Source organism: Pseudomonas sp. TREG-RG-20F-10-E-6-01 (genome assembly GCF_022662455.1).
In the GTDB taxonomy this organism is placed as follows: Bacteria; Pseudomonadota; Gammaproteobacteria; order Pseudomonadales; family Pseudomonadaceae; genus Aquipseudomonas.
The window spans coordinates 1-22,366 of sequence record NZ_JAKNQP010000023.1; the positions used below are offsets into that span (position 1 = coordinate 1).

The following is a 22,366-nucleotide window of genomic DNA, read 5'->3' on the forward strand; positions in this document are numbered from 1 at the left end:
GAAACCCCTGTCTGCTAACGCAGACAGGGGTTTTGTCGTTTTGGAGGACTGCCGCCGACTGAGAGAAGGCAGGTAAGTCCTCCCGGGTCGACCACATCAGATCACCCTGAACCCGGCCCACAAAAAAGCCAGTGCCTGAAAGCGGACACTGGCTTGTCAGAAACGCTAACAGATCAGAATTGATAGCTTACCGTCGCACTGACGTTACGCTCTTCGCCCAAATAGCAGAAGTTCAGGCTGGCACAGGACGCTACATAGGTCTCATTGGTCAGGTTGCTCGCGTTCAACCGTACATCTACGCCTTTCAACCCAACCCTGCCCAAGTCATACCCCAAGGATGCGTCAAACAAGGTGTAGGCCGGTACTTTCATTGTGTTCTCCGCGTCTGCCCAGCTGTAGCCGACGTACCGAACCCCGCCGCCAATTCGCAAGCCGTCAAAGGCGCCGCTATCAAACGTGTAGTCCGCCCACACCGATGCCATATGGCGAGGTGCCTGCGTGGGGGAGTTGCCTTTGTTCTCGATCAAGTTGTCGGCTGAGCTCAACGTACTGACCATCGATTTTGAGTATTTAATGTCGGTAAAGGTATAGCTGCTCAAAATCTTCAGGTTATCGGTCAGTTGCATGTGTGCTTCCAACTCCAGGCCCTGCGAGCGAACCGCACCTACTGCGCGATAGAAGTTTTCTTGTGGAAGCTTCGTCGCCAGGTTTTCTTGGTCGATGCGAAACCAGGAAGCTGTAAACAGGTTATCCGTCCCCGGCGGCTGATACTTCAAGCCCGCTTCCCACTGCGTTCCATTGGTGGGTGCCAGCGGGTTACCGGCGCTGTCTGAATAGGAGTTCGGGTTGAACGACTCTGAATAGCTGACATAGGGTGCCAAGCCGTTATCAAACAAATACAGCGCGCCGGCTCGCCCAGTCAGCTTGGTACGCTTGTCAGAAATCTCTGTGCCCAGCGGTCGACCCGCTTCAGCGATGCGGTTCTCGTCAGAGGTCTCGACCCAGTCCTAACGCAGCCCTAGAGAGAACCGCCATTTATCCATTTCGATCAGGTCTTGTAGATAAACGCCAGTTTGCTCAAGGCGACGCAGATAGCTGGTCAGGCTGGCATTGCTGATAGCAGTGTTGCCATAGACCGGGTTGAATGCGTTGATTGGCTGCAGTGACCCGCTCGTCCAGTCCACCACCGTTTTACGTCGCTGATAATCAGCTCCCATCAGCACGGTATGTTGGGTGGCCCCGGTAAAAAATTCTGCCTGCAGCATGTTGTCGATGATGAACGCATGCAGCTTCTCATCACCTCCCGAGTAATAGCGATTCAACTCGTTACTGGTCGGTGTGGTCCAGCCATAGGCGTACACCTGATCCAATTGCACCTTGGAGTCGAGATAGCGCAAGTTCTGTCGCGCAGTAAACACGTCGTTGAATCGATGCTCGAACTGATAGCCGAACGACTGCTGATCACGTTTGTAGCCATCAACTCCAGGTTCACCTTCAAAGAAGTGGCTGGAGATGCGCTGGCCATTACGCTGATGCAATGCGCCGTCTGCCGGCATACCGCCGTGATAGCCGCCATCAGGATCATGCTGCAGGTACGCCTGGAGTGTCAGCGAGGTGTCTTCGGTAAAGTCGATGCTGAGTGTCGGCGCCAAGGCAAAGCGCTTTTCTTTGGCGTGGTCGAACTGCGTATCGGCCTTGTCCGCTAAACCGATAAGCCGATAGGCAATACGCTTGTCGTCATCCACGGGGCCACTGAAGTCAAAACCCATGCCCTGCTGGCCGTGACTGCCTGCCGTTGCTTGAACCTGATGGTAGGGCTCAAGCAATGGCTTTTTGCTGGTCAGCGCGACCAGGCCGCCGGGCGAGCTGCGTCCATAGAGGACAGAGGAAGGCCCCTTCAGAATGTCCACGCGCTCGAGAAAATACGGATCAACCTGCATGGTGCTATAGGTGCCGCTATCCCCCATGGACTTCAAGCCATCAAGGTAGATGTTGTCCACAGAACCATCGTTAAAACCGCGCATTGCCACGTAGTCATAACGATGGGTCGCGCCATAGGGGTTGGTCAGTACTCCAGGCGTGTAACGCATGGCTTGTGCGACGGTCTGGGAGCCTTGGTCGTCCATCTGCTCGCGCGTCACCACGGAGACGGTTTGCGACGTCTCCAGCAGCGCAGCGCTGGTCTTGGTTGCGATTTGGCTATGCGTCGCGTTATAGCCTTCCATGCTGCCTAAGGCATTACCCAGGGCGAAGCCTTTGATATCCGTGGTGGGCAGCGTCACGGTGCTGCTCTGCGTCTGGGTCTCCAGCACAAAGCTGACACCATCTTGCGATACGGCCTGCAAGCCAGAGCCGCTGAGTAGATGATTCAACCCCTGCCCGGCTGAATACTCGCCGTGCAGCCCGGCTGATTGCCGGCCTTGGGTTTGCCCAGGCGTGCTGGAGAGGGTAATGCCTGCCTGACGGGCGAATTGATTGAGCACCTCGCCCAGGGCGCCGGCAGGCAGGTCGTAGCGCTGGTTAACCTGCTCGATGTTTGCTTGCCCAGCCATGCCGGCGATCGGAACCGCGCCCATGCCCAGCGCGGTCGACAGCAATGCCGCACGGATGGATTTAGCCAAAAGGGGGTAGGAGGAGCACGATGAGTTGCCGGGATAACGCGCTGTCATGATCAAGATCCGTGGAGGCCGGTGAGGGCTGATTGAAAGGCTTACTGTCTAAGCCGGTCTCACGGAAAAAAACCGCCAAAAAAACTTTATATAAAACATAAAAAATCAGGCTGAACGTTCCAGGCTTACCCACCAACGCGTGCGATAGCGCACTTCAACAGACAGCGTCTGTGCAACGACCGCCAACAATTTATCCGTGTCCTCCAGGCGGAAAACCCCCGACAACCGCAAGTCGCTGGCTTCTGCCGAACAACCCAGATAACCATGGCGATAGCGCCCTACCTCCGACAGGAATGCAGCCAGGCGCATGTTCCGTGTCACGATCAGCCCATCGACCCAGGCGCCCATGTCCATATCCAGCGGCGGCGCCAGCGTGGCATGCGTGCGATGTACCAGGTAGTTCTCTCCTGCATGGACTTGAGTCGACAGTCCGTCTGCCGAGTGTGGTGAGTGAATGGCCACGTTGCCACTGACCACACTCAAGCGTGTGCAATCGCTGTCTTGGCGCACGGCAAAGCGCCCGTCGATACCTTCGAGCAAGCCATGCCGAGTTTGCACCAGCAGTGGCGCTGAAGAAGGCGCGCCGCACGTCACCAGGATTTCCCCGCGAACCAGCGTGATCAGACGCTGCTGTGCGTTGAAGTCCAGGTCCACGGCGCTGTCGGTGTTGAGTTGCACGCGAGCGCCATCCGGCAATTGCACGCTGCGCCGTTCCCCTGTGGCGGTCGCAAGGTCGGACGTCCAGCGCTGCCAGCCGGTCAGGTCGCGGCTTAACCAGGCTGCCGAGCCCACCAACATGACGCCAGACAACATCTTCAGTGCCTGCCGCCGGCCCACGCCTTGCGAAGCATTTTCCAAGGCCACGCGCGCACCGGGAATCGCGGCCATTTGGCTGCTCAATTCCTGCTGCAGTGCCTGTACCCGCTGCCAGGCCAATTCATGGTCGTCATGCGCCTCGCGCCAGCGCTCACATTGTGCATGCAAGCGCACATTGGCCCGGTTATTACGCAGGCGCAGTGCCCAAGTGATGGCCTGCTTGACCACCTGAGGATCTGGCCCCGGGCGCGCGGCATTATCCATCGGGGTCACGTTTCATAACGCACTACGTAGCAGTGATACAGCGCCTGCGCGATATACCGTTCCACTGTTCGCAACGACACCCCCATCTGCAGCGCGATCTGCTTGTGCGCCAACCCATCACACTGAGCCAGCAGAAACGCCTGACGTACTTTCGGTTTCAATCCGTCCAGAAGACGGGCGATTTCCTCCAGCAGTTCCAGCACCAACATCCGCGTTTCTGCGCTGGGTGCCAACGCTTCAGGCAGGTGGGCAATAGACTCAAGGTAGGCGCGCTGGATTTCTTCGCGCCGCCAATGATCAATCACCAGGCCGCTGGCGATGCTTCGCAGAAAGGCGCGAGGAGCTTTGAGTTCAAGGCGTTCGGTTTTTTGCAGCAAGCGCACGAACGTGTCCTGAGCCAGGTCCGCTGCATCCGCTGCATTGCCCAGGCGACTGCGCAGCCACCGGTTGAGCCAGCTGTGATGGGCGCTGTAAAGCGTCTGCACCACAGGTTTACCAGGGATGTACTCGGTAGATGGCATTCACACAGGCCCGGCCAAACGTCACAAATGATAATTAGTCTCATTGTCTGGGAGGCTGAAAAATTTTGCAACGCCAGAGCCTGCAGATCTACCGCCGGTCGGTTTCCTACTCAAAATGAGGATGCTTCTCACAAATTTCTAAGATTTATCCTGGCCTGGCCGAAAGCCTGACGAGCCATGCGTGCACCGAAATAGAGCGGTCGCAGAGTCCGCCTATCCCGTTACATGGAATGTTCCACTCGGCACGCTCATCCCCATTTGGCAAAAGAAGTCGATGAAATGAATCTTAAGTTCAGTCATAAAATTCTGCTGGCCGCATCAGGCGTCGTGGTTCTCGCGTTCGCGTTATTCACGCTTTACAACGACTACCTGCAGCGCAGCACCATCAAGCAAAACCTGGACTCGTCTATCCAGCAATCAGGCGAACTCACGGCCAGCAGTGTGCAGAACTGGCTCAGTGGCCGCATTCTGGTACTCGAAAGCCTGGCGCAAAACGTTGCCCATCAGGGCACTCAGGCCGATCTTCCTGGTTTGGTTGATCAGCCGGCGTTCACCTCGAACTTCCAGTTCACCTACGTCGGGCAAACCAACGGGGTGTTCACCCAGCGTCCTGACGCGAAGATGCCTGACGATTACGACCCGCGTCAGCGCCCTTGGTACAAGCAGGCGGTGGCTGCCGATAAACCCATGCTGACTCCGCCTTACATGGCCGCAGTCGGCGGGCAGATCGTAACCATTGCTCTGCCCGTCAAAAAGAACGGTGAGCTGTTGGGTGTGGTCGGCGGCGACCTGAGCCTGCAAACCCTGGTGAAGATCATCAACTCGGTAGACTTCGGCGGGATCGGCCATGCGTTCCTGGTCAGCGCCGATGGCCAGGTCATCGTCAGTCCTGACCAGGACCAGGTGATGAAAAACCTCAAGGACATCTACCCAGGTACCAACCTGCGGATCGAAAAGGTCAGCCAGGACGTGGTTCTCAATGGCCAGGACCGCATTCTTTCGTTCACGCCGATCAGCGGTTTGCCCGGTGCAGATTGGTACATCGGTCTGTCGATCGATAAAGACAAAGCCTACGCACCACTTGGCAAATTCCGTACTTCGGCGTTGATCGCCATGCTGATCGCGGTTGTCGCCATTGCCGTGCTGTTGAGCCTGTTGATCCAAGTACTGCTGCGCCCGCTGACCACCATGGGTGTGGCCATGCAGGACATTGCCCAGGGTGAGGGCGATTTGACTCGCCGCCTGGACGTGACCAGCAAGGACGAGTTTGGCGAGGTAGGCAGCGCCTTCAACCAGTTCGTCGAGCGTATCCACGCGTCTATTTCCGAGGTGTCTTCGGCAACGCGTCAGGTGCATGACCTGTCCCAGCGCGTGATGGCGTCGTCGAACGCCTCGATCATCGGCTCGGACGAGCAAAGCGCACGCACCAACAGCGTGGCCGCGGCGATCAACGAGCTGGGCGCCGCTACACAGGAAATTGCGCGTAACGCAGCTGATGCTTCGCAACACGCCAGTGGTGCCAGTGAACAAGCAGACGACGGGCGCAAGGTGGTGGAGAAAACCATCCTGGCAATGTCGGAGCTGTCGCAGAAGATCAGCCTGTCCTGCACTCAGATTGAAACCCTGAACGCCAGCACCGACAACATTGGCCACATCCTTGATGTGATCAAAGGCATCTCCCAGCAAACCAACTTGTTGGCGCTCAATGCCGCAATCGAGGCCGCGCGTGCCGGGGAAGCCGGGCGTGGGTTTGCTGTGGTTGCCGACGAAGTGCGTAACCTCGCTCACCGTACCCAGGAGTCCGCCGAAGAGATCCACAAGATGATCACGTCGCTGCAAGTGGGCTCGCGTGAGGCGGTGACCACCATGAACGCCAGCCAGACCTCCAGCGAGGAGAGCGTTGAAGTGGCCAACCAGGCCGGCGAGCGCCTGGTCAGCGTGACGCAGCGAATCGTCGAGATCGATGGCATGAACCAGTCGGTCGCGGCGGCTACCGAGGAGCAGACCGCTGTGGTTGAGACCCTCAATGTCGACATCAACCAGATCAACCTGCTGAATCAGCAGGGTGTGGCCAACCTCAACGAAACGCTCAAGGACTGCGATGCGCTGTCTCAGCAAGCGAGCCGCCTGAAGCAACTGGTCGACAGCTTCAAAATCTGACCGGGCCCTGCAGGAGCGAGGCGTCTCGCTCCTGCTGATCAGCTGAACATCTGGCGTACATTCTCCAGGGCAGTGTCGGCGAAGGTCTGCACAAACTGTTCAAACGCCGCCTGGGTGGTATCGACCGGCTCACCCATGAGCGTCCAGGTTGCCCGCGAACATCCTGCGCCGAGCGCTTCCACCTGCATAGCAGCCCACAGCCGGGCGACACCCAAGGTGTTGTAGAGTGTGGTCCAGGTCATGTACATGGCGTCGTCGTCGCGGCTGTTGAGTTGCTCTACGACGCAATGGCCATCGTGGAAATATTTCGTGCGCAAGGCGCCTATGCCTGTGCCCGTCATTTCGATGTGCGAGAGAGTCGGAACGAAGGCATCAAAGCCTGCAAAATTGCCCACCACTTGCCACAGATCAGCGGCCTCGCACGCGACGTCAACAGACGCCACCACCGGTGTGCCGTTCGGGTTGCGAATTAATGTATCGGGTTGCAGCAGATTCATAGAAATGTCCTGAACGGTCAGAGAAAGCCGATGGCCTTGAGGTGGTCGCAGCCCCTGCGCAACAGCGCCGGGTCCTTGTGCGGGTACTGCTCGCCCATCGCCTCCACACCCTGGCGTGCGTTCTCGTGACAAATCATCGTGATGTCGCTGATGTCTTCTGCGAGGTTATCCAGGTAGAAGCCCAGCACGCCAAACAGCGCGTTATCGGGGCCTACCGTTCGCAGCTCTGTCTGCCACTGCGCAACGCTCACTCGCTCGAAGCAGTGGCCTGCTTGACTGAATGCATCAAGGTAGTGATCCCAGCTCAAAGGCTGTGGGTTGTGCAGGTTGAATACGTTTCGTCTCGCAATAAAGCGGCCGCAGTGAAACGCAACAAAACGGGCAAAGAAGTCCACCGGCATCAGGTCGAAGTTCACCTGCAGGCGCGGCGCCAGGCCCAATTGCAACGAACCCTTGAGCATCATCATCAGGCGGTTGTTTTGCGGCTTGCAGACGCCGTTGCGGCTATTGAAAGCGATGTTTCCCGGGCGATAGATGTTCACCCATGCGCCTTGCTCGGCTGCACGGCCCAGCAAGCGTTCGGCGACCCACTTGGAGAGGTTGTAGCCATTCTTGAGGTAGAGCGGCAATGTGGTTGCAGCCGGCGTTTCGAGGATGTGTCCCTGGGCGTCGACACTGCTGCAGGCCGACAGGGTCGAGATGAAATTGAAGACTTTCTTGCAGTGGGTTTCACACAGGCGCAGGCACTCACGTATCGGTTCGACGTTGTCCTGGGCGAGTGAGGCGTAATCCATCACATGATTGACCCGCGCCGCGTTGTGCACCAAGACCCCGTGGTTACGGGCGAGGTGCTCATACACATCGCTGGCCAGGCCCAGCCGGGGCAAGCCCATATCGGCGGCATATACCTGCACCCGACTCAAATCCAGATGTTCCAGCCGGTACTCGCGCAATGCCTGGGTGAACCGCGTCATCGCCGACTGCCCCGCCTGTTCACGCACCAGGCATGCCACCTCCTGCACACCGCCGGCCAACAAGGCTTCGACGAGGTGCACGCCGACAAAACTGTTGGCGCCCGTGACAATCACTTTGCGCGGATCGCCAGCGCGGTCCTCATGCAGCGTTTCTATATTCAGCGCTTGCGACGCATCCTTTTCCACCTGGCCTGACAGTGCATGCGGCAGTGCGCCGTCTTCCATCAGCACGCAGAGCGTACGAATTGTCGGCGCTTCAAAGAAACTGCTCAGTGAAAGGCTACGGCCAAACGCTTTGCGCAGACGCAGCAGCAGGGTAGACAGCAGAATGGAATGACCGCCCAGGTTGAAGAAACCATCGTCGATGGAAATGTCGCCATCCGGCACCGCCAACAACTCACTCCACAGCGCCACCAACCGCATTTGCAGAGGCGTTCGTGCAGCATTGCAGTCGTTGCGCGCAGTGGCGTGTTTCGGTATCGCCAGCAATGCCTGGCGGTCGATCTTGCCGTGGTGAGTGCGCGGCAGAGTGGGTAATTCTGTCCACACCTCGGGCTGCATGTAGGTCGGCAGCCATTGCCGCGCATGGTGCTTGAGGCCCGCCATGGTGGCGCCTGGTTCGGGTTGGGCGGCAAAGCTGAGGATCCTGCGGTCAGGATCAATCAGCACCGCCACTTGGCGAAACAGCCGACTGCTGCGCAGGCATTGCTCAATCTCCTGGGGCTCCACCCGAAAGCCGCGGATTTTCACCTGATCATCCCGCCGGCCGCCCAGTTCGATACCGTCGGCCGTCCATTTCGCCCGGTCGCCACTGCGGTATGCCCTCACCGATCGGCCGCCCGGCAGTGTCAGCTCAACAAACGGGCTGTCGGCCCCTTGCGGCGCGCTCACATACCCAAGGCCCAGGCCAGGGCCGACGATATACAGATCGCCCATCACCTGTTCATCCACCGGGTGCAGGTCGTCGTCGAGGATCAGCACCTGGCTGTTGGCAATGGGGCGGCCAAGATTGCGTGTGCTGTCACCGGGCTGGAACGTTCGGTGGGTGACCAGTACCGTCGTTTCGGTAGGGCCGTAGAAATTGTGCAGGTGGCATTGGCTCGCCAGGCATTCGATCACATGCGGCTCGCAGGCATCGCCGCCGGTCATCAAGTGAGTCAAACCCAAGGGCTGATCCAGCGGCAGAATGCTCAGCAGCGCCGGCGGCAGAAACGCGTGGCTGATGCCCTGTTGGCGAATCAGCTCGACCAGTTGCTGAGGATCGTGCCGTTGGCGCTCGCTCGGGACGATCAACTCGGCGCCGGCTATCAGGGCAGGGAAGATGTCGATCAGCGATGAGTCAAAACTGAGCGGCGAAAATTGCAGCACGCGGCTGTGCTCGTCCAACGACATACAGGCGCCAAGCCAGGCGGTGAAATGCGCAAGGTTGCGTTGGCTGAGCAGTACGCCTTTCGGTTGGCCGGTGGTGCCTGAGGTGAAAAGCGCCACGCAGGGCGCCTCGCTGCTGGGACGATGCTGCATCAGCGGGCGTGTGATGTCGGCACAGGTCGGGTCGACAGTGCTGACATTCAGGGTAACGAAATCGTCGCGCAAAGGGTGCTGACCCTCTACCACCAACACCTTGGCGTTGCTGCTTCGCAGCATGGTGCGCTGGCGTTGCGGCGGATGATCCGGTGCCAGTGGCAGGTACACTGCGCCGCAACCCAGCACCGCCAGAATGCTGGCATACAGATCGACGGATTTTTCCAGGCACACGCCGACCACGGTTGGCGTCTGCGCCTGTTCCAGCAGGGGACGCAGGTCTTGCTGGATCGACACGGCGCGATCCAGTAATTGACGGTAGGTCAGCACGCTGCCCGCGATGTTCAGTGCCGGTCGTTCAGCAAAGGAATGAAGGCTGGCCTGTAACCGTTCGATCATTGGCACCTGGGCAGCCTGTAACAGTGCCGGCTGCGCGGTACGGTTGAATCGATGCAGGAACGCCAACTCATCCAGCCCTTGCAGGCCTTGCTCAGGCCAGGCATTAGCGACGGTTGTCGCCGAAAAAAACGTAGGGTCTCGCGAGAATTGGCTGACCAGCGAGGCTACCCATTCCACCAGAGCATTCGTCGCTTGTCGGCGCAATCGCTCGCCGTTGCCGCTGGGCTCCTCGGTAATATCGCGTATCGCCAGTACGCGACGGGTCTGGTCATAGCAGCGCAATTGCACCGCAGGAAGCCCGTGTTCAGACACCGGGCCAATGCCCAGTCGCAGGCTGATCCGCTGGGTTCTATCGGCAGGCTCGCGCAGCGGTTGGCTGCCGTCTTCAATCATGACGTCGAGGGACTCCGTCGCGGTGACGTGTCCGTACTGCTCCAGCGTTTGCCTGATCGCTTCCAAGGCTTTGCTGGTGCCGCTCCATCCCATGTTCAAGCGCCTCATGGCTGCCTCCCCGATTCGGGTAAATAGGCGCTCAGGGCCAGGGCGACGCTCGGGGTGTGCAGCACACCGCTGTGGTGCAGAAAACCCATGATATTGCCGAGCAGCGGGTGTTGGCGGGTGATGGGAAAGTGCAGCGCTGCGACTTCGTCCTCAAGCGCACGGCGAACGTCGGCGCCGACGTCCAGGTGTTCGATCAACTGCAGATCGAAAGCCTTCTGCAGATCGTTGGTCAGGTAATGCGTCAAGAACACCGGCAGGGTAGACGCGATGCTGTCGCGGTCGGCCGGGTTTGCCGACTGCCAGTAGATACGCACCAGGTGGGTCCAGAACTGTGCATGGCGGCCTTCATCAAACAGGTGGTCGGCCATCAAGCCGCGTATGGACGATTTGACGCTGTCATCTTTGGCAAACGCCGCGACGTCATGGGTGATGGTGTTCTCGGCGATAGCCACGCCAATCAACTCTACGGCATCACGCAGGTGCGGCGGCGCCAGCGCCTGGGCTGCGGGCAAGGCATGGCTCAGTTCGATTTGGCCAGGCAAGTCGAGCGGTTGCAGGCCCGTCATGGCCACGGTCTGTTGCAGGAAATCCAGCGCGACCAGCGCGTGGTAATCCTCATCGACCACGACGGTCATTGCGTCGTAGCGACAGGCGAGGGGGAAGGACAGCGAGAAGCGATTCTTGGCAATGCTGCGAGCGGTCTTGTCGACGATCTCGGTTTCGAAGATCACCACGTCATTGAGGAATTTGTAGAAGCTTTGCACCAGCACGAAGTCGCGCCACTGCGAGCAATGCTCAAGGAAAGTCGCGCTCAGCACCAGGGGCTGGCGGCTCGCGGGATAGATCAGCCTGTCGTCGTTTTCCAGCATGCGCCGCGGACGTGTACGCAGGGTTGCACGGCGTTCCCAGTCATCGGCGAAGGAGCGATAGTCGGTGGCGTTCATGGCTGCCTCTCTTGCAGCGAGGCGCGCACGTCGTCCCAGAAGCGGAGGCGGCTGTGCACGGCGCCCAGAGCGATTTCATCGGCCTGGCGTTGGCGAGTCGGGTCTGTACCGATCAGGCGCTGGAGTAGCAGCTCTGCGGCGGGCCCATGCCCTTGCGTGTCCAGTTCGATGTGACGGTTCAAGTAGTAGCAGAAGGTCGGCGCCTGGCGGCCCTTGAATACATCGCCGTGCAGAATGCACGCGAACATGGTGGGAATGACACTCTCGCGTCCATGCAGGAAGGCGGACGCTACGCCGTGGGTGGGCGCGTTCAAGGCGATCTGCAACGTGCTTTCGACAAAGCGGGCTACGCCTGGCGGCGCATCGACCTGATGCAAGGCTGCGCTGGCTTCGGTCCCTTGACGCTGCAGCTCAATGAAGCGCCGGACGACGCGGGTGTCAGCGCCTACTTCGGCCATCGCTTGCAGGTACAGGTCGAAGTGGCTGCAATGGCCCTGTGCGGGGTGTGCATCGGACTCTTCGCCGAGCACGATTTCGTTGATGAGGCGTGCCGCTTGCGGGTCGAGGGGCGGCAGCCAGGGTAATTGCGTGCAGCTCAGGTCCTGCTGCAAGCGTTTGGTCAGGCTCATGAAGTCCCAAACGGCAAATACATGGTGTTGCATAAAACGCTGTAACTTGGTCAATGAAGTTATTTCTTTAAATAACGGATGGCTGCACAGCTGCAGTTTCTTTTGTTCAAGTAAGTGTTGATGCATGGTTGATGCCTATAAGTTATTGCGACTGCTCTGAAAACAGTGTTGGGATTTATAACTGGGCGTGCAGGCGTGGCGCATAGCCAGACCCCGCGCGCAGTAAGAACGCGACTAGACTGCGCAGCAAAATGAAGTGTTTGTTGTATGAGGCAGCGATAGTAAGCTGATTAAACGTTTGGGCGAGATGGTGAAAGTATTAGATATTTTTTCGAAATACAGTTTGTTGTAAGTAACTTGCTTGAATGGAAGTGGGACGTTTCTTTAAGTTAGCCGGGCATCAATAAATAGGCGATGTATACCGTGGGGGCCCTTCCGCACAGAAAGGGGCCTTCACCGTATAAGAATCTACAAAACGCGTGGTAAAACTTACTGCGTGTCGAGTGTTGCGGCGGCTTCAAGACCGTTGAGGTAGGTGGAGATGACCTCCATGCCGCGCATCAGGTGGTTGCGCAACGTCAGGATGCTTTCGTCGGTTTTCTTCTGGGCCACCAGGCTCAGCAGTTCACGGTGATCTTCCTGGGACGTCTCGCCCAGCCCCATCGCTTCGAGGTTGAAGCGCAGAAAGCGTTCTTCCTCGTTCAAGCCGTGTTCAACCAACTTGAGCAAACGCTGGTTGGGTGCCTTGCTATAAAGCGCCATGTGAAACAGACGATTGAGACGGCCAATCTCGGCGTAATCTTTCTCCTGCTCCAGCGCTTTGATCAAGGCATCGGCTTCGGCAATGTCGGCGTCGGTAAGCAACGGGATCGACAGGCGCAGCGCTTCGGATTCCAGCAGCATGCGCAGGGCATAGGTTTCAGCTGAATTGTCTTCGATCAACGGCGCAACCACGGCGCCCTTGTGCGTCACCACATGCAGCAAAGACTGGGCTTCCAGCTGGCGCAAAGCTTCGCGTACGGGCATGCGGCTGACACCGAACAGGCTGGCGAGCTCTTGCTGGCGCATCGCGGTACCACAGGGCAGTCGACCGTCGAGAATGGCATTGCGCAGGGTTTCTTCAATAACGGCGCGGGCAAGGTGGGCGGGAATAGGCCCGCTGATTTTGATGCTGCTTAACGGGTTCGGCTTCTGCGTCACGGTTACGCTATCCTCCTTATTGTTGAATGGAGTGTGTTTAATTGGATCCAATGCACACTAAAGATGGCCCACACGCTTGTCAAACAGCCAAAGTTTCCGTTTGTAAGGGCTTACAAGCTGTACTTTGTGCATCCCACAGCGGCGGGTCATGAACTTCGCCCCCGTATGAATGATTGCACTGTGCCATTGTTTTTTGTCGGTTGAGGCTTCACCATCCTTTGAAATTCCGTCTCTCTTCACGGACTGAACGCCTTGGCGGTAAGTTTTATTCCCTCTCGAATCCTTAGCTGGCTATTTTCAGCGATTCTGTTGGCTGGCTTGATGCTCGGCGGGCTGCATGCCGATTGGGATTTCTCTCAGATCAGCCGCAAAGCCACCGCCTTGTACGGGCCGCTGGGTGAGGGCCAGCAGCGGATTGACGCCTGGCAGCGGTTGCTCGCGACCCAAAAGCAGGTCGACGAGCAGGAGCAGCTCAAGGTCGTCAATCTGTTCTTCAACAAGCAAATGACGTACGTGGAAGACATCGACCTGTGGCACGTGGTCGATTATTGGGAGACGCCCATCGAAGCCCTGTGGAAAGGTGCCGGAGATTGTGAAGACTATGCAATCGCCAAGTATTTCAGCCTGCGTCACCTGGGCGTTTCCAGCGACAAATTGCGCATTACCTACGTCAAGGCCTTGCGGCAGAATCGCGCGCACATGGTGCTGACGTATTATTCGACCCCGAACGCCATCCCGCTGGTGCTCGATAGCCTGATGGACGAGATCCTGCCGGCCACCCGCCGTACCGACCTGATTCCCGTGTATTCCTTCAACGCCGAGGGTTTGTACCTGCCCGGCGCCAAGGGCAACACGAAAGTCGGTGATACCAAACGCTTGTCGCGCTGGCAGGATGTGTTGAGAAAAATGCGTGCCGAAGGCTTCCCGGCCGAGCCTGCCAACTAGGAGTAACTGATCGGATGTCTCTGTTCAAACAACTATTGATCGCAATCTGTCTGTTCCTGGTGGTCGCCTTCAGTGGCAGCTTCATGGTCAGCCTGGAAAGCTCGCGCACCCAATACGTCAACCAGCTTCGCTCCCACGCGCAGGATGCGGCGACGGCACTGGCATTGTCGCTGACGCCCAATATCGACGACCCGGCCATGGTCGAACTGCTGGTCAGCTCGATCTTCGACAGCGGCTATTACGCAAGCATCCGCGTGGTGGACCTGGCCACGGATAAAACCATCGTCGAGCGCAGCGGCATTCCCGACAACAACGGTGTGCCCAACTGGTTCGTGAAATTGATCGGCCTGGAGCCGGCGGGTGGCGATGCGCTGGTCAATCGCGGCTGGGAGCAGGCGGCGCGCGTGGAGGTGGTCAGTCACCCGATGTTCGCCCTGGCCAAACTCTGGCAAAGCGCCCTGGGCAGCCTCGGCTGGCTGTTGCTGTGCGGCGCGGTCAGTGCGGTGCTTGGCGCGTTGTTGCTGCGTCGGCAGTTGAAGCCATTGGACTACATGGTCAAGCAGTCCCACGCCATTGCCCGTCGCGAGTTTCTCAGCTTGCCCGACCTGCCGCGCACGCCGGAACTGCGCCGCGTAGTGCAGGCCATGAACCAGATGGTGGAAAAGCTCAAGGCGCTGTTCCAGGAGCAGGCCGAGCGCAGCGAAAAGCTGCGCATCGAGTCCTACCAAGACAACCTCACCGGCCTCGCCAACCGGCGTTATTTCGAAATGCAGCTCAACGCCCGTGTGAGTAACCCGGAAGAGACCAGCTCCGGCTATCTGCTGCTGCTGCGGGTCAAGGACCTGGCCGGTCTCAACCAGCGCCTCGGGGGCCAGCGTACCGACCAATTGCTGCAAGCGGTCGGCGAACAGCTGCTGCGCGAGTGCGAGCCGTACCCGGAAACCCACAACCTCGTCACCCGTATCCGCGGCGGTGAGTTTGCGGTGCTGGCGCCGGGGCTGGTGCACGAAGAAGCGCTGCAACTGGCGCAGAACCTTGAGACCACGTTGCTCAGCCTGCAAGCCACTGGCGCCAGTGATGTCACGCCAGTTGCCTATATCGGCCTGGCACCGTTCAACCATGGCGACTCGCCTCAAGCGTTGTTGACCCTGGCTGACCAAGCCCTGGCCCAGGCCGAAGGGCAGGGCGACACCAGCTGGGTGTGCCTGGACCATAGCGCCGCCGCCAGCGTCGGCGACGATCACCATGCGTGGCACACGCTGCTCGACCAGGCCCTGACTCAGCAGCGTTTCCAGCTGTACTTCCAACCGGTCGTCGCCAGTCAGGACCCGCAACTGGTCTTGCACTACAAAGTGCTGTCGCGCTTGCAGGATGAAGACGGCCACACGATACCTGCCGGGCGTTTCCTGCCGTGGCTTGAGCGCTTCGGCTGGACGGCGCGCCTGGACCGCTTGATGCTCGAGCAGGTACTCAAGCAAATGGCCGGCCACAGCCATAGCCTGGCGCTGAACCTGTCTGCCGCGACCTTGCAGGATGCTCAGGCGCTGAATCGGATTTTTGAGCTGCTGCGCCAGCACAGCAACCTGGGCCCGCGCCTGACCCTGGAAATCGGTGAAGAACAATTGCCGGAGCAGGCGCTGCTGGAGCAGTTGACCCAGCGCCTGCGCGAGCTGGGCTTCTCTCTGAGCCTGCAGCGCTTTGGTGGGCGTTTCAGCATGATCGGCAACCTTGCACGGCTGGGCCTGGCGTACCTGAAAATCGACGGCAGCTACATCCGCGCCATCGATCAGGAAAGCGATAAACGCCTGTTTATCGAGGCGATCCAGCGTGCGGCCCACAGCATCGACTTGCCATTGATTGCCGAGCGCGTGGAAACCGAGGGTGAGCTGAAGGTGATTCGCGAGATGGGGATTTTCGGTGTGCAGGGGCAGCTATTCGGTGAACCGGCGCCCTGGAAATAATCCAAACCTAACGGGGCACTCGCTTGTGTGGGAGCTGGCTTGCCTGCGATAGCATCACTTCGGTCCGCCTGATACACCGAGGTGCCTGCATCGCAGGCAAGCCAGCTCCCACAAAAGCCTGCCCCGATTTAGATTCGGTTTGCCTAACTAAATCAGATCAAACCAGTCTCTTCATCATTGATCAGGTGGCTCAACCCGCCCAACGCTTCCCGCGCGTGGGTACGGTCCATCAGCTTGGCCTGCGCTGCCGGCGGCAGGTCCGTCACGCTGATCACGCCCTTGCGCGTCAGCACCTGAATCAAGTCGTCCAGCACCCGAATCATCTCCAGGTCACTTTGCTTGAGCTGCGCCAGGCTGGTTTCCACCACTTCGTTGGCGTACCAGGCCTGAATCTCATGGTGATCGGCCGGCAGGGTCTCAGTTGATTCGGCAAAGGCGGCGGCCTCCACGCGACTCAGTGCACCCTGTGCATCACGTTGCACGTAAAACATAAGAAACCCTCGAAAATGAGCCACACGCGTTCACCAGCATAGGTCAATGGTGTGTTTATGAGCGCGAGTATGCGATGCAACCGCCCGTAAGAGCCAGTAACGCATCAGCCAAATAAATCGGCCGCCCGAGTGGGCGGCCGGTTCATCGCGTCTTAGGCGGTGTGATCGATCTTGATGGTCGGGTCGGCACCACTGATCAGCGAGTTGATGCTGGTGTGAGACCAATCATTGCCTTCCAGCTTGATCGTCACATCGGCATTGGCCACGCCGCCAGCCGCGTTGAGCTTGCCTTCACTGCTGATTTGCAGGGTCGACACGCCGTCTACCGTGGTGATCTTGAGGTAGTTGTCGATGGTGCTGTCTGTCTCACCCTTCAGCAGATCCTTGAGATCGATCCGGTCACCTTCCGAGGCTTTAAAGTCCTTGATCACATCGTTGCCCAGGTCACCCGCTTTCCACACGAAGGTGTCGGCACCCGAACCACCGATCAGGATGTCGTTGCCCTGGCCGCCGATCAAGGTGTCGTCACCGGTGCCGCCCAGCAAGATGTCATTGCCTTTGCCGCCGTCCAGGTAGTCGTTGCCGCCCTGGCCGAACAGGATGTCATCACCCGCGCCGCCCAACAGTGTGTCGTTGCCGTCTTTGGCGCCGGACACGTCGAAGTCGGCATAGTGCTCGGTCACGTACTGGTGCACGTTCGAGGTGGTCACCGCCGTGACCGCCACGCCGGTCTTCTGTGCAACAAAGGCCTGCAGTGCGTTGTAACCCTCACCGGTAATACCGCTGAAGCTCACCAGGTCGCCGAAGATGATGTCGTTGCCGTCACCCCCGTTGATCGTGTCGTTGCCCGGCAGCGTTGCCTCGGTGTGGCCGAGGATGGCGTTGGCCAGGTCCTTCGGATCGATGTTGCTTTGCGGCTTGCCATCGCTGTCGTACGGCCGGAGGTCATTGAGGCTGACGTCGCCGTTGATACCGATGGCTTCTACCGCCGACAAGCCTTTGAGCAGTGCAAAGCCGCTGCTGGAGTTGTTTGTGGTCGCTGTGCTGGTGCTGCTGCCACTGCCGTCGAGGTAGGAGACTTCAAACGTGCCGTCACCCTGGGCGTGCACGGTGCCGATCACGCCATTGTCGTACCAGCCGCCACTGCGGACCTGTACCCATTGGTGCAATTGGCCGCGGCTGTCGATCAACTGCAGGTTAGTGCCGTTGACGTTGATGCTGAACGTGTTACCCAGCACATAGTTGTTGGTGCTGATGTAGTCGTCCAAGCGACCATCGGTGACGCCGCTGTTGTAGAAGTCAGTGACCACCGGGTTGGTCTGCTCGCCGTTCTGGAAGTACGTCGGCTGGCCGTCGGTGATGAAGTAGGTCAGGTTGGTCGCGCCGGTGTTGCCGGTCGCCAGGCCGCTCTGGAAGAAGTTGGCCGTGGTCTTGAACACGTCTTCATAGTTGGTACCGCCGCCCGACACCATCGAGTCCAGCACTGCCTTGAGCAACGTCAGGGCGTTTGGATCGTTGAGGTTGATGGCGACCGACTTGTTCACCTGGGTATCGAAATCCGCCAGGAAGATATTCACAGTCCCCGACGTGTTGGCGCCCAGGCTGTCTTTGAGCGAGTTGAACACCGAGGTCAACGAAGCCTTCGCGGCGTTGACCGACGCGGTGCTCATGCTGCCGGAACTGTCCACCATGAACGCGATGTTGTAGTTCTTGCCCTGCACCACGTTCAGGCCGCCGATATCGGCCACGACGATGTCGTTGCCATCGGTGCCGGTAATCGCGTCACTGCCCGAGGTGCCCGTGATCGAGCTGTACGTGGCCGGGTACACCGTCACCGGCAATTGTGCGGTGGTGATGGCCGAACCGCCGAGGCTTTCGGTGGACGTCGAGGTGACGGTCAGGTTGAACTGGCCGCTGTAGTAGGTCGGCGGCTTGATGGTCAGGGTGCTCAGGTCCCAGCCGGTGACGTTGACTTCGCCCACGGTTTTGGTCGCGGTGAAGGTGTGCCCGGAAGCGTCGGTGAGCACGGAGCCTGCCGGTACGCCGCTGATCTTCACGCTCAGGGTTTCCGAGCCGTCGGTATCGGTCAACGCGGTGGTGACCTTGGACAGCTTCACAGTGCCGTTTTCCTGGCCTTCGTTGAGCTTGTAGCCCACGTAGTAACCGTCACCGTTGCTGCCATGCAGGTCGGACACGGTCACGCCGGCGTTGGTCAGGTCAGTGACGCCGGTGTACAGCGCCGCGCCACTGGTGCTCAGGTCTGTGGCCGCTGCGCCGTTGACCGACAGGTTGACGTCATAGCTGCCCGGGCCGGACTGGTTGGCGTGGTAAATCTCGATGCTGTAGTAGCCGCTGACGGTCGGGGTGATCGAGCCGCTGAACTTGCCACTGTTGGTGCCCCATTGCGCGCTGGCCACGTCTTTGCCTCCGACGTTGATCACCAGGCTGTCATCGCCGGTGCCGCTGAAGGTGTAGGACTTGCCGGCTTCCATGTACATCAGGCCGGAGATCTTCGAGCCCGCACCCGCCGCCACGTTGGCGGTGGATTCGACGTTGGTCACAATCGCGCTGCTGTTGGGCGTGCCGGCGTTATCAATGGCGTTTTTCAGGTCGGCCGGGGCCGCGCCGTTACCATTGGTGCCGATGCCGGCGATGCTGTTCCAGCTTTGCTTGAGCAAGCCCACCGAATTGACGTTGTTGTCAGCCACATTCAGGGTCGGTGCGTCGGCGACCGGCGTGATATCGACTTTCACCGTGGCGCTGGTGCCCAGGTCCTTGCCGTCGGTAGGCTGGAACTTGAACTGCGCGTAATCGGCCTGCTTGTTGCCAATACCGGTGCCGCCATAACCGTCGGTGCCGGACTCGTTGGCGTTGGGCATAAAGCGCAACTGGCCGCCGTCGATCTGCGCCTTGGTGAAGGTCTGGCCGGCGGTCACGTTGGTCCAGGTGGTGCCGTCGGCCGCCAGGTATTGCAGCTTGCCGGCCACCGGCAGGTCGGTGATTTTCACGCCAAGGCTGGCTTGTGGCGAGTCCACATCGGTCACGCCGAAGTTGGCCCAGGTCAGGGCCAGCGGCGTGTCTTCGGTACCGGTCACGGCGCTGCCGGTTGCCACTGGCGCATCGTTGACCGCCACGACATTGACCGTGGCGGTAGCGACGTTGGAGTAATTGCCACCATCGGTCACGGTCACGGTGATGGTCCGCGGCGTGGTGCTCGGGTCGTGGCTGTTGTTGGTGAACGTGATGTTCTTGATCTGCTGCATGTAGTCAGCCAGCGACGCCGTACCGGTCAGGGTCAGCGTGATCTTGCCGGTGGCAGGGTCTGTGGTCGGGGTCACAGTGATGCCCGTAACGCCTGCGTAGTTCAGCGAATCGCCCTGCTGAGTGTTGGTCAAGACCACGGTGGCGCCGGTCAGTTGAGTGCTGTCCGGATCGGTAATCTTGATGTCGGTGTCAGCAATCGACACGCCCGTGCCGCCTTCGGTGAACGAAGTCTTGTAGTCGGCACCGGTGGCGCCGCTGGAGTTGTTGGCATCCAGGTCGATGACCGGCGGCGCGTCGTTGTCGATGATGTTGGTGCTGACGCTGCCATTGCCGACCACCAGGTTTTCGAAGTTGCCGCCGGTGGTTTTATCGATGGTGATGACGATCGTTTCTGTCGGCTCGGTGATCTTGTCGTCGATCGTGCCGATCGTGAACGGCACGCTGCTGGCGCCGGCCGGGATCTTCACGGTGTACACGCCGGTGAAGTCCGAGCCGTCGGTGGCGGTGCCGCTGTACTTGAGCGTCACGGTCACATCGGTTTGCGCCGGGTTGCTCAGGGTCAGGGTGTAGTTCGCCGTGGCGCCTTCAGTCACCGATGCGTCGCCGGTAATGCTGATGGTGGTGTTGTTGATCACATCCGTCACCTTGGTGGTCACGGTGCTGCCGTCGACGATCAAATGCTCGTACTTGTCGCCGCCGCTGACCACGCCGGTGATCTTGGCGGTCACGTCGTTGGCGCCGACATACGCATCGTTAGGCGCAGTGGCGGTCGCGGTGTTGCTGGACTGGCCGTTGCCGATGGTAATGGTCGAGCCGTTATCCAACTTCACCACCAGGTCGGAGCCGACGTTGATTACGGCATTGCCGTTCTTGTCGACCAGGGACGCGGTGTAGGTGATCTGGCCGCCTTCGCTGACCGAGCCGTTGGCTTTGAGCGACACGGTCACGTCATCGATGGTGTCGTTGACGACGGTGGTCGCGCCGCCCGGGGTGATGGTCACGCCCTCGAAATTACCGCCGGTAGTGCCGGTGATCTTCACGGTCTGGGTGCTTTTGTCGATGAACACGTCATCGCCTGGCGCATTGACGGTCACCTGGCCGACCAGGGAATCCTTGGCAATCTTGATCGTGGCGCCGTTATCCAGGGTGACCACCATGTCGCTGCCGGCCTTGTTGCTCAAGGTGGCGGTGTAGGTGATGGTGCCGCCTTCGTTGACCGCACTTGGCGCGGTCAGGGTCACGGTCGTCAGGTCGGTGGTGCCCGGTGTGTCGTATACGGTGGTGCTCACCGGATCCTTGACCGGCACCAGGTTCTCGAACTGCTCACCACCGGTGACGCCCTTGATGGCCGCAGTCACCGTCTGGTTGCCGGCGTACACATCGTTAGGCGCGACAACGGTGGCCGTGCTGGAACTCTGGCCGTCGGCAATGCTGATGGTCTTGCCGTTATCCAGCTCGACGACCAAAGTTTTGCCGACGTTATTGACGGCATGACCGTCTTTGTCGACCAGGGTGGCGGTGTAGACGATGTTGCCTTTCTCGCCGACGCTGCCGGTGGCGGTCAGGAGAATTCTCACCGTATCAATGGTGTCGTTGACCACGGTAGTGGCGCCGCCTGGCGTCACGCTGAGGTTTTCGAAATTGCCGCCGGTCGTGCCGGCGATCTTGACGGTCTGGGTGCTCTTGTCGATGAACACGTCATCGCCTGGCGCATTAACGGTCACCTGGCCGACCAGAGAATCCTTGGCAATCTTGATCGTCGAGCCGTTATCCAGGGTGATCACCATGTCGCTGCCAGCCTTGTTGCTCAAGGTGGCGGTGTAGGTGATGGTGCCGCCTTCGTTGACTTCGCTTGGCGCGCTCAGGGTCACGGTGGTGGTGTCGATCGAGTCGGTGATGCTCGTCACGGCAGCGGCCGGATTCGCCGCCAGGTTCTCAAAATTACCGCCGGTTGCCTTGGTGATCGTTGTGCTGACAGTCGAAGCGTTGTTGTAAACGTCGTTCGGCGGCGTTTGGAACACGACCGTGCCCGAAGACTTGCCCGCTTCGATGTTGATCGTCTGGCCGTTGCTCAGCGTGACCGTCACAGCGGTTTGCGCTGGATTGGTCAGCGTAGCGGTGTAGGTGATGTTGCCGCCTTCAACGACCGATGGATCTGCCGTCAGGGTGACGGTGGTGGTGTCGATCGAGTCGGTGATGGTGGTGGTTGCTGGCGCAGGGTTGGTTGCCAGGTTTTCGAAGTTGCCACCGGTGGCGCTGGTGATCGTGGTGTTGACGGTCGAACCGTTGTTGTAGACGTCGTTGGCTGGGGTTTCGAAAACTACAGTTCCGCTGGACTTGCCCGCTTCGATGTTGATCGTCTGGCCGTTGCTCAAGGTAACCGTCACAGCGGTTTGCGCTGGATTGGTCAACGTGGCGGTGTAAGTAATGTTGCCGCCTTCAACGACCGATGTATCTGCCGTCAGAGTGACGGTGGTGGTGTCGATCGAATCGGTAATCGTGGTGGTGGCTGGCGCTGGGTTGGTTGCCAGGTTCTCGAAGTTACCGCCAGTGGCGTTGGTGATCGTCGTGTTGACGGTCGAACCATTGTTGTAAACGTCGTTGGCCGGG

General features: G+C 59.4%; 11 protein-coding genes and 2 pseudogenes. 3 read left to right on the plus strand and 10 right to left on the minus strand.

Annotation, left to right across the window (positions count from 1 at the left end; translation table 11 throughout):
* Positions 1-173: 173 nt before the first annotated feature.
* The 3 genes and pseudogenes from L8K08_RS29760 to L8K08_RS29770 form a co-directional block, all read right to left on the minus strand.
* Positions 174-2,669: pseudogene (locus tag L8K08_RS29760) on the minus strand (TonB-dependent siderophore receptor).
* Positions 2,670-2,774: 105 nt separating this feature from the next.
* Complete coding sequence (locus tag L8K08_RS29765) at positions 2,775-3,749, minus strand: FecR family protein (protein WP_145166187.1); 975 nt, start codon at positions 3,747-3,749, stop codon at positions 2,775-2,777.
* 5 nt (positions 3,750-3,754) lie between these two features.
* Positions 3,755-4,270, minus strand: coding sequence for a sigma-70 family RNA polymerase sigma factor (locus tag L8K08_RS29770; protein WP_242201944.1), 516 nt, complete (start codon positions 4,268-4,270; stop codon positions 3,755-3,757).
* Between the two features lie 279 nt (positions 4,271-4,549).
* On the opposite strand from L8K08_RS29770, the gene L8K08_RS29775 reads away from it, so the two are divergent.
* Positions 4,550-6,430 carry a methyl-accepting chemotaxis protein gene (locus tag L8K08_RS29775; protein ID WP_145166189.1) on the plus strand — a complete coding sequence of 627 codons (1,881 nt, stop codon included), beginning with the start codon at positions 4,550-4,552 and terminating at the stop codon, positions 6,428-6,430.
* Between the two features lie 38 nt (positions 6,431-6,468).
* Here the strand turns inward: L8K08_RS29775 and L8K08_RS29780 are convergent, their stop codons facing one another.
* From L8K08_RS29780 to L8K08_RS29800, 5 genes are all read right to left on the minus strand, one after another.
* Positions 6,469-6,927: an SRPBCC family protein gene (locus tag L8K08_RS29780; RefSeq protein ID WP_145166190.1), complete on the minus strand. Its 459-nt coding sequence runs from the start codon at positions 6,925-6,927 to the stop codon at positions 6,469-6,471.
* 17 nt (positions 6,928-6,944) lie between these two features.
* Positions 6,945-10,322: an amino acid adenylation domain-containing protein gene (locus L8K08_RS29785; RefSeq protein ID WP_242201945.1), complete on the minus strand. Its 3,378-nt coding sequence runs from the start codon at positions 10,320-10,322 to the stop codon at positions 6,945-6,947.
* Entirely contained in the window at positions 10,319-11,266 is a 948-nt protein-coding gene (locus L8K08_RS29790; protein ID WP_242201946.1) for a diiron oxygenase, read from the minus strand. The genes L8K08_RS29785 and L8K08_RS29790 overlap by 4 nt, the downstream gene beginning before the upstream one ends.
* Entirely contained in the window at positions 11,263-12,021 is a 759-nt protein-coding gene (locus L8K08_RS29795) for a DUF3050 domain-containing protein (RefSeq protein WP_242201947.1), read from the minus strand. Before L8K08_RS29795 ends, L8K08_RS29790 begins: the two co-directional genes overlap by 4 nt.
* Before the next feature lie 363 nt (positions 12,022-12,384).
* Entirely contained in the window at positions 12,385-13,095 is a 711-nt protein-coding gene (locus L8K08_RS29800; RefSeq protein WP_242201948.1) for a GntR family transcriptional regulator, read from the minus strand.
* A gap of 252 nt (positions 13,096-13,347) precedes the next feature.
* Between L8K08_RS29800 and lapG the strand changes: the two genes are divergently transcribed.
* Entirely contained in the window at positions 13,348-14,040 is a 693-nt protein-coding gene (gene lapG, locus L8K08_RS29805) for a cysteine protease LapG (RefSeq protein WP_106580708.1), read from the plus strand.
* 14 nt (positions 14,041-14,054) lie between these two features.
* Positions 14,055-16,001 carry a cyclic di-GMP receptor LapD gene (lapD, locus tag L8K08_RS29810; RefSeq protein ID WP_242201949.1) on the plus strand — a complete coding sequence of 649 codons (1,947 nt, stop codon included), beginning with the start codon at positions 14,055-14,057 and terminating at the stop codon, positions 15,999-16,001.
* 152 nt (positions 16,002-16,153) lie between these two features.
* Here the strand turns inward: lapD and L8K08_RS29815 are convergent, their stop codons facing one another.
* Together L8K08_RS29815 and L8K08_RS29820 are read right to left on the minus strand one after the other, a co-directional pair.
* Complete coding sequence (locus tag L8K08_RS29815; protein ID WP_016968775.1) at positions 16,154-16,492, minus strand: hypothetical protein; 339 nt, start codon at positions 16,490-16,492, stop codon at positions 16,154-16,156.
* A 152-nt stretch (positions 16,493-16,644) separates the two neighbouring features.
* Positions 16,645-22,366 (minus strand): annotated as a pseudogene (locus L8K08_RS29820) (LapA family giant adhesin); the annotation flags it as partial.